This is a genomic window from Bacillus sp. JJ1521, assembly GCF_036965165.1.
Lineage (GTDB): Bacteria > Bacillota > Bacilli > Bacillales > Bacillaceae_L > Ferdinandcohnia.
In genome coordinates, this window is sequence record NZ_JBALOX010000070.1 from 61779 (window position 1) to 68826 (window position 7048).

Here is a 7048-nt window from a genome sequence, read left to right on the forward strand (position 1 = left end):
CCACTTATTTCAGCTTAAATTGCTGAATGAGGGTGTTCAGTTCGCCGGCATTTTCTTCGAGTTGTTTCGCGCTTTTTGAAACTTCTTCCATCGAACTGCTAGATTGCTGAGCAGTTGCGGATACTTCTTCGACGCCTGCTGCGGATTCTTCTGCCACAGCTGCGATTCCTTCGATAGCTCCACTGATCTCTCTGGTGTCATCAAGCACTCCGTAAAGGGATCCGGACATTGCCTCGATTTGGGTGCCAATATCGTCAATTTTCTGCTTTAACTCATTAAATGTTTTACCAGTTGTTTGGATTTGCGCAGTACCTTCTTCAACAGATTGGTAACCGTCATCCAAGGACTGAACGACTTGCTTTGATTCATGTTGAATATCTTTTACAATTAAGGTAATTTCAGCGACAGATTTTCCAACCTGTTCAGCGAGCTTGCGAACCTCATCCGCAACAACGGCGAAGCCTTTCCCATGTTCACCGGCTCTTGCTGCCTCAATTGCTGCGTTTAACGCTAAAAGATTCGTTTGTCCCGCAATTTCTTGAATCACATTCACAAGCTTCGTAATTTCATTCGTTTTGTTGTCCAGCCCAACCACCATCTTGTTAGACTGTTTCATTTTTTCATGGATGCTGTTCATCTGATGAATCGATGCTTCCATATAGGCATTGCCATCGTTTGTCAGTGTTAGCATACCTTGAGACTGGTCCTTAATGTCGTCACCCTTAACCGCAACTTGCATAATTTCCTGCGAGAAATTGGACATTTTTTCAATTAAAATGGTAGATGAAGTTGCCTGTTCTTCTGCACCACGTGAGAGTTCTTCCATCGTGACGGCGATTTGCTGACTACCAGCCATGACCTCATCCGCATACTGGGTCAATTCCTCACTTTGACCAGTCACATTGTCGGAAACGACAGCCATTTGCTTGACCATGCCTCTTAAGTTTTCGTTCATATCATTGACCGCTGTTACGAGTTGACCAATTTCATCCTTCAGCTTTGTTTTAATAGGTTCAGCTTGAAGCTCTCCATTCGAAATTGCTTTCATACGACTTGCCACATTTTTCACAGGTCTTGCAATCACTTCAGAAGAATAAATCGAAATAATCATTCCTAAAATAATCGCAATTGCTGCCACCGCAAGCCCAACGAGGTTTGCTCTCTCACCGAAGTTCACAACGTGCTCACCGGTTGATACCATTTGTCGTTCGCGATCATGTGATAGCTTTTCGACTTGGTCCATCAAGCTCCTCGCTGCCGGCTGGATGTGGGTCTGGAGATTATGCTTCGCAATCTCAGTTTCACCGCTTTCATAAGGGATAAACACATAATTATTGATCATGTCACGCCATTGTTTTATCTCGCGCAAAAGACCTTCAACCTCTTTTATCTTCCTCTCACTTAACTTACGCTGCGTTACATCAAACTCCACCGAATAAATGTTGTATTCATCTTTATAGGAAGTTTCTCCGTACAGCACAAACCCTCGAGCTAGCGCAATGCTCTGTGAAATATTGTATTTTAAACTATCATATTCTAGTAAAACAGAGAGTTCCTCGGACACCATGTCTTCCGTCTGGTTATTCATATTAGACACTGACACATAATTATAGGTCGCTAAGCCTATACAAAGGATGATAATGGTAAAAAAGCTGACAAATAATCTTGTGCGTATACTTTTCATCAATAGTACCCCTTTCTTGTTGAATATTGAAAAAAATCAGGCAAAAAAATAAGCCAATTCTCCTAGAATGGCCAAATGCTTTTCTACCTATTAGTATATAAGTTTTTAAACATTTCAACAATACTCGACATCACCGTTTCCATTACTTTTTTACTACTAAATCTAGCAATAATTTAAAAAATTCTTCCCTATTCGCCGGTAACACCTCTGGTAACTCAACACTTGCTTTCATCCTAGAATCCCTCCATTTGTAAACGTTCTATTACTAGTAATCTAGTATTGCCAGATTTTTGATAGATATACATTTTTAATAGAAAAAGATTTAGTGAGGGCGGTCTAAAAAGAGGAAGAAACCAAAAAAGCCAACCCAGGGGTTGACTTTAATTTCGTGCAGACCTAAGGGCCTGTTCAATTACACGCATATTTTTCAATGTTTCTTCTACGCTGTACACCGGCTGTTTACCTGAGAGAACACATTCCGCAAAATGCTCAACCTGAAGCTTGTACTGGTCACCTTGAATCGTATCTTCGCGCTGTCCAGCTTCTGCATTTACAACAAGTACACCATTTCCACCTTCATTGTCCGGACGGAAAGCATGCTTCGCAAGAATAGATCCCTTTGTACCAACAACCTCATAGGCAGCCTTAAATGGTTGCTCAAAGCTTACATCAAAATTCGCGATTACGCCACTTTCAAACTTCAATGTACCCGCTGCAGTAATATCGACATCATGAGTCGGATGAAGATTCGCTGACGCTTTCACCTCAACTGGCTCTTCTCCTGTAATTAAGCGGCTTGCATGGATGCAGTAGCAGCCCACATCGTAAAGCACACCGCCGCCAAGGTCCTTTTGCATTTTAATGCTTCCAGAATTTAAATCATGAACGAAGGAGAACGTCGAACGGATTAGCTTCACATCACCGATTTCACCAGCCGCAATGATTTCCTTCACGCGGTTATGCTGAGGATGGAATTGATACATAAAGCCTTCCATAAAGATCACATTATTCTCTTTAAAAGCTGCCGCCATTTCTTCAACGTCTTGTGATGTTAAAGCAGCTGGCTTTTCACAAAGCACATGCTTGCCGTGCTTCGCTGCTTCAATTGCCCATTGTTTATGTAGCTGATTTGGAAGTGGAATGTACACGGCATCAATTTCCGGGTCATTCAATAAATCCGTGTAGGATTCATAATGCTTTGGAATGCCCAGTTCTGCAGCAAAATCCTTCGCCTTCCCGCTTTCACTTGCAACAGCCACGACCTCCGCATTATGCGCGCGTTCCATCGCTGGAATCAATGTATTTCTCGCAATTTTCGCTGTAGATAAAACACCAAAACGTACTTTTGTCATTGGAGTTCCTCCTATTTGTTCAGATACTCAACAAATCTATATTCTCATATTTTTACAAATTTTGAAAGGGTTTTAGTTTGTGAGTTTTGTGAGTTAATTAGGTGAGGAGATCTCAAATATAGAAAAAACGAACCTGGCTACCGCCAGGTCCGCTCCCTTCAACAGATTATTTTAACGCATCGTATGCATCCAAATGTCCGTTACCGAAAAACTGTTTGTCACTGCCTTTTACAGGGTCAACTGCGTTTTTATAAAGAAGATCTTGAAGCTTAGCTGGTGACATTTTACCATACTTATTAATAAGTAATGCAGCAACCCCGGAAACCTTTGGCGTTGCCATAGAGGTTCCAATTGACCAATACCAGCCACCATCATCACTTGCACTTAAATTGAATTCACTTTCAAACATTCGTTTCGCAATGTATTCACCAAATCTGCCTTCAGCCGCATATTGATCATACAGCCTTGCATCTCCACCTACTGCTGCAATGTCAATAAAGCCTGGGCCGTAATTCGAGTAGTTTGCAAGTACATCATTTGGACCAGTTGCAGATACAGTTACAACACCTGGAATAGTACCAGGAACCTCAAAGCCAGCCCCAACAAAATATAATCCATCTTCTGCATATTCTGCATTCATATAATCCATTACTTGTTTCTTATTCGTCGCATTGAGTGCTTCATTTCCAGCTGCCACAACAACGAGTGCACCCTTATTTGTAACATATTCAACTGCACGCTTGTATGCTTTAAAATCGGCAACATCATTACCTAGGTTTTCCTTCTTACCAGTTACCGGGTCTACATAAAAAATTTGACCCAATACGTCGAAACCACCTAAGCTCATTGAAATGACGTCTACACCATCATTTGCTGCTGCAATCATCGCATCATAAATCCATGCTGATTCAGCAGAGCCAGTACCGAATACACGATACGCACGGACGCCCGTGTCTGGTGCTACTCCTAGCATTGCTCCGTTACCTGCAATTGAACCTGCCACATGGCTTCCATGTCCATGGCGATCATCAAATGCATTTGGATTTCCTGTTTCAGCAGGCTCCGTTCCTTGGAAACCACCAGCTGGAACAAAGTTTTTAGATCCAGGTAAAAGGTTTTTCACTAAGTCACGATGATCACGGTCGATACCAGTATCAATGATTCCGACAACTACATCATGTGAACCCGTTCCTAATTTATAGCTTTCACCATTATTCGTGATACGCTGAATATCCCATTGTAAACTCCACAAAGCTGCATTAGCAGGATTTACATTGTCAGCTTTTATTTGTTTTGATTCCGGAAGATTCCAGGAAATCGACGGATTTGTCGCACTCACCCCTGCGATTCCCTTTAGCTTTGAAAATGAAGCAGTTGAAGCTTTTACTTGTGCGAAACCAATTTCAGGAACTTCGTAAACAACTTCTCCACCTAACTTACCTACCTCCTTGGCAAAGTTGGCGGGAATACTGTTTTTATTGAACAGGACAGAATAGTACTCCGTCTGACTAGTTTTACCCGCTGCAGAAACAGACGGTAAGAAGCACAGTAATAAAGCCACACTTAGTAAGACTGAAAAAACCTTTTTCATAAGACTCCCCCTCATAAATGTTGTTTGGATATAACCACACTAGATATGGATACTCCCACACACATATATTTAGACGAATCTTTTTCCAATCCTGTAACTTTCGTTCATCAAATATTTACATAAACCACCCGAAGGCAGTCGAATTGTCAGGGGTTATGTTGCATAAATAAAAAAAGTCAGAGTTCTCCCTCTGACTTCGGTTTGCGGTATGTTGTTCTTAAGCGGATTGACACTCTTTTAATCTACCAATAAGGTCCTGCATGACCTCTTCTGTTGTAATAGAAGACGTGTCTTCTACCTTTTTCTGGATGTCAATCATTATTTTTAAAAGTTGCTCGGCACTCATACTTTTTACCTACCAATCATATTTTCCAATTAAAAACCATTTTACACTATCCAACAAATTTTTCAAAGGAAAATTGTGACAAAATTACGACAAAACCCCCAACAATTTTGTTAGGGGTTGAAAATACGTTTATCCCATTGGTTCTCCTTGAAATCCTGCAAACTTTCCATTCGTAAAGCCCGCATACTTCACATCCCCATTTTTATGTACAAATGGAACTGCGACGATTGTAAGAATTTCTCCTTCAAACGACATTGCGACTGCCATCACCTGATCGGCTCCAGCAAAATCGTAGCCGTCTTTACCTAAGTCGGATTTCACCTTTGAAAACTCAGCAAGCTTCAATGTGTTCGCAACAGCCTTGTTTCGTTCTGCTCCTTGTAAATAGGTGACACCACATTCGCAATCATCCTCATGTGCAAAAGCGGTATTCCCGGGCAGGCCCAGCATCAACAATACAAGTAAACTACCTAAAACTTTAACCATTTTCTTCATTCCAAATCCTCCCTTTTCGTAGCTTCATTTTTACAAATTACACAGGAATCCGACAAACACCTTTATTTTCTGTAAAAATGAGTCGAAGGTCGGAATGGAAATCCAGTTATAGTCCTTTAGACCTTATCGTTTCTAAAAATTATCTAGTCACAGGAACCTTTTAGAATGGAGTACCACCTGGCCCAATATTCAGATACCTACTGTCCCTTTGATATACTTTTTCCAACGCTGTCAATCATATCTTCAAAATGTTCGTTTAACATTTTTTCAACTTGCTTTCTATCTTTTGAACGTAAACACTGTACAATTTCACGATGCTGATTCAATAAAGGGTCTATCTCGTGCTCGTTGGTCAGAAATCTTTTTTCCGTTGCTACCAATAACGCTGCATACACAATTTGCCTGATGCTATTCCAAAGGTGAAAAATTCTTTCATGACCCGTATCAACGATCATCGTTTCATGAAAGTGTAAATCGTAATAGGAAAACTCCTCGAAATTTCTGTACTTGGCTGCCAATTCCATTTTATCAATGATGACACTAAGCTTCTCAACAGTTGTTTCACAGTTATCTGCTAAAAGTTTTTTTATCGCAAAGTTTTCAATTAATATCCGTACATCATATAGCTCACTCATACTTTTTGGGGATAAACTTTGAACGATTGCCCCCATTCTCTCAAGCTGAATTAAACCTTCATGCTGCAATATTTTTAATGCTTCCCTTACCGGTGAGCGACTTGTACCATATTTAGAAGCGACTTGATTTTCTGTCAAGGTTTCTCCGTTTTCAATTGTACCTTTAATGATTTGCAAGCGAAGATCATATGCTATTTTTTCTCCTAATGAAGCACCTTGTAATTCCGTTACAAGATCCACAATAACCCCCAACCTTTCAGTTATTCATTCTATTTTTAGAGTAATGGAAAATTATAGTTTTTGGCAAGAGGGTTCATTTACCATTTCCACGTTTCTCTCAAGTTCCATCGTTATTCATTCCATAATACTTTTACAACAGCCTTTTTTACTGGCTGAGGATTGCTTTTGTACATACCTGGCATATGAGCATCCTCTGGTGTAAAAAGAGCAAACATTCCTTCCTTCACGAGAACAGAGTCCTCTGCCTCAGTCTCCAAGAAATAAAGGTCTCTTTCCTTATGCTCCTCTACTATCCTCGTATTCTCTACATTTGTATAACCCATCTTTTCCTCACCACGAATGATGTATTGCACATCCGCATAACGGGAATGGCATTCGAAGCGAGCTTCTTCGCTACTTTTTGTTTCATATTCATGAATTTGTAGAATAACCCTATCTCCATCAATTTCGTACTCACCAACAGAAAGTTCAGCGAGATTATGTTCGCGGAAATAGTCGAGTGCTATTTTCAAACGTGGTCGCACTCCTTCGTACAAATGAGCATTTGATAATTTATCAATAATCACATTTATTCCTCCAATTCGTAACGTTCACAATTCAAGTAAGCCCTTTCATTACTGATTAAAAATTTTTAATCTGCAAAAACCTTACTTGAACCTGTATACAAGTATGCTAACACAGAATTATCACATGTTACAATCCATT

The 7048-nt window shown here is 40.3% G+C and carries 7 protein-coding genes; all 7 read right to left on the reverse strand.

The genetic code is table 11. The annotated features are described in order from the left end of the window. Nucleotides 1-4: 4 nt before the first annotated feature. On the reverse strand, nt 5-1684 hold the full coding sequence (locus V7147_RS11465) for a HAMP domain-containing methyl-accepting chemotaxis protein (protein ID WP_335367992.1): 1680 nt from the start codon (nt 1682-1684) through the stop codon (nt 5-7). Between the two features lie 380 nt (nt 1685-2064). Beyond that, nucleotides 2065-3036 (reverse strand): Gfo/Idh/MocA family protein, encoded by a 972-nt coding sequence (locus V7147_RS11470; RefSeq protein ID WP_335367993.1) that lies wholly within the window; start codon nt 3034-3036, stop codon nt 2065-2067. A gap of 166 nt (nt 3037-3202) precedes the next feature. Continuing rightward, nucleotides 3203-4627, reverse strand: coding sequence for a S8 family peptidase (locus V7147_RS11475; protein ID WP_335367994.1), 1425 nt, complete (start codon nt 4625-4627; stop codon nt 3203-3205). A 217-nt stretch (nt 4628-4844) separates the two neighbouring features. Next, nucleotides 4845-4973: a hypothetical protein gene (locus V7147_RS11480; RefSeq protein WP_335367995.1), complete on the reverse strand. Its 129-nt coding sequence runs from the start codon at nt 4971-4973 to the stop codon at nt 4845-4847. A 129-nt stretch (nt 4974-5102) separates the two neighbouring features. Then, the gene (locus tag V7147_RS11485; RefSeq protein ID WP_335367996.1) at nt 5103-5468 is read right to left on the reverse strand and encodes a hypothetical protein; all 366 of its coding nucleotides are present in this window, start codon (nt 5466-5468) and stop codon (nt 5103-5105) included. A gap of 197 nt (nt 5469-5665) precedes the next feature. Continuing rightward, a complete protein-coding gene (locus V7147_RS11490) occupies nt 5666-6343 on the reverse strand; it encodes a GntR family transcriptional regulator (RefSeq protein ID WP_335367997.1) in 678 nt (225 codons plus the stop codon). A gap of 110 nt (nt 6344-6453) precedes the next feature. After that, the gene (locus V7147_RS11495; protein ID WP_335367998.1) at nt 6454-6909 is read right to left on the reverse strand and encodes a YhcH/YjgK/YiaL family protein; all 456 of its coding nucleotides are present in this window, start codon (nt 6907-6909) and stop codon (nt 6454-6456) included. Nucleotides 6910-7048: the final 139 nt, after the last annotated feature.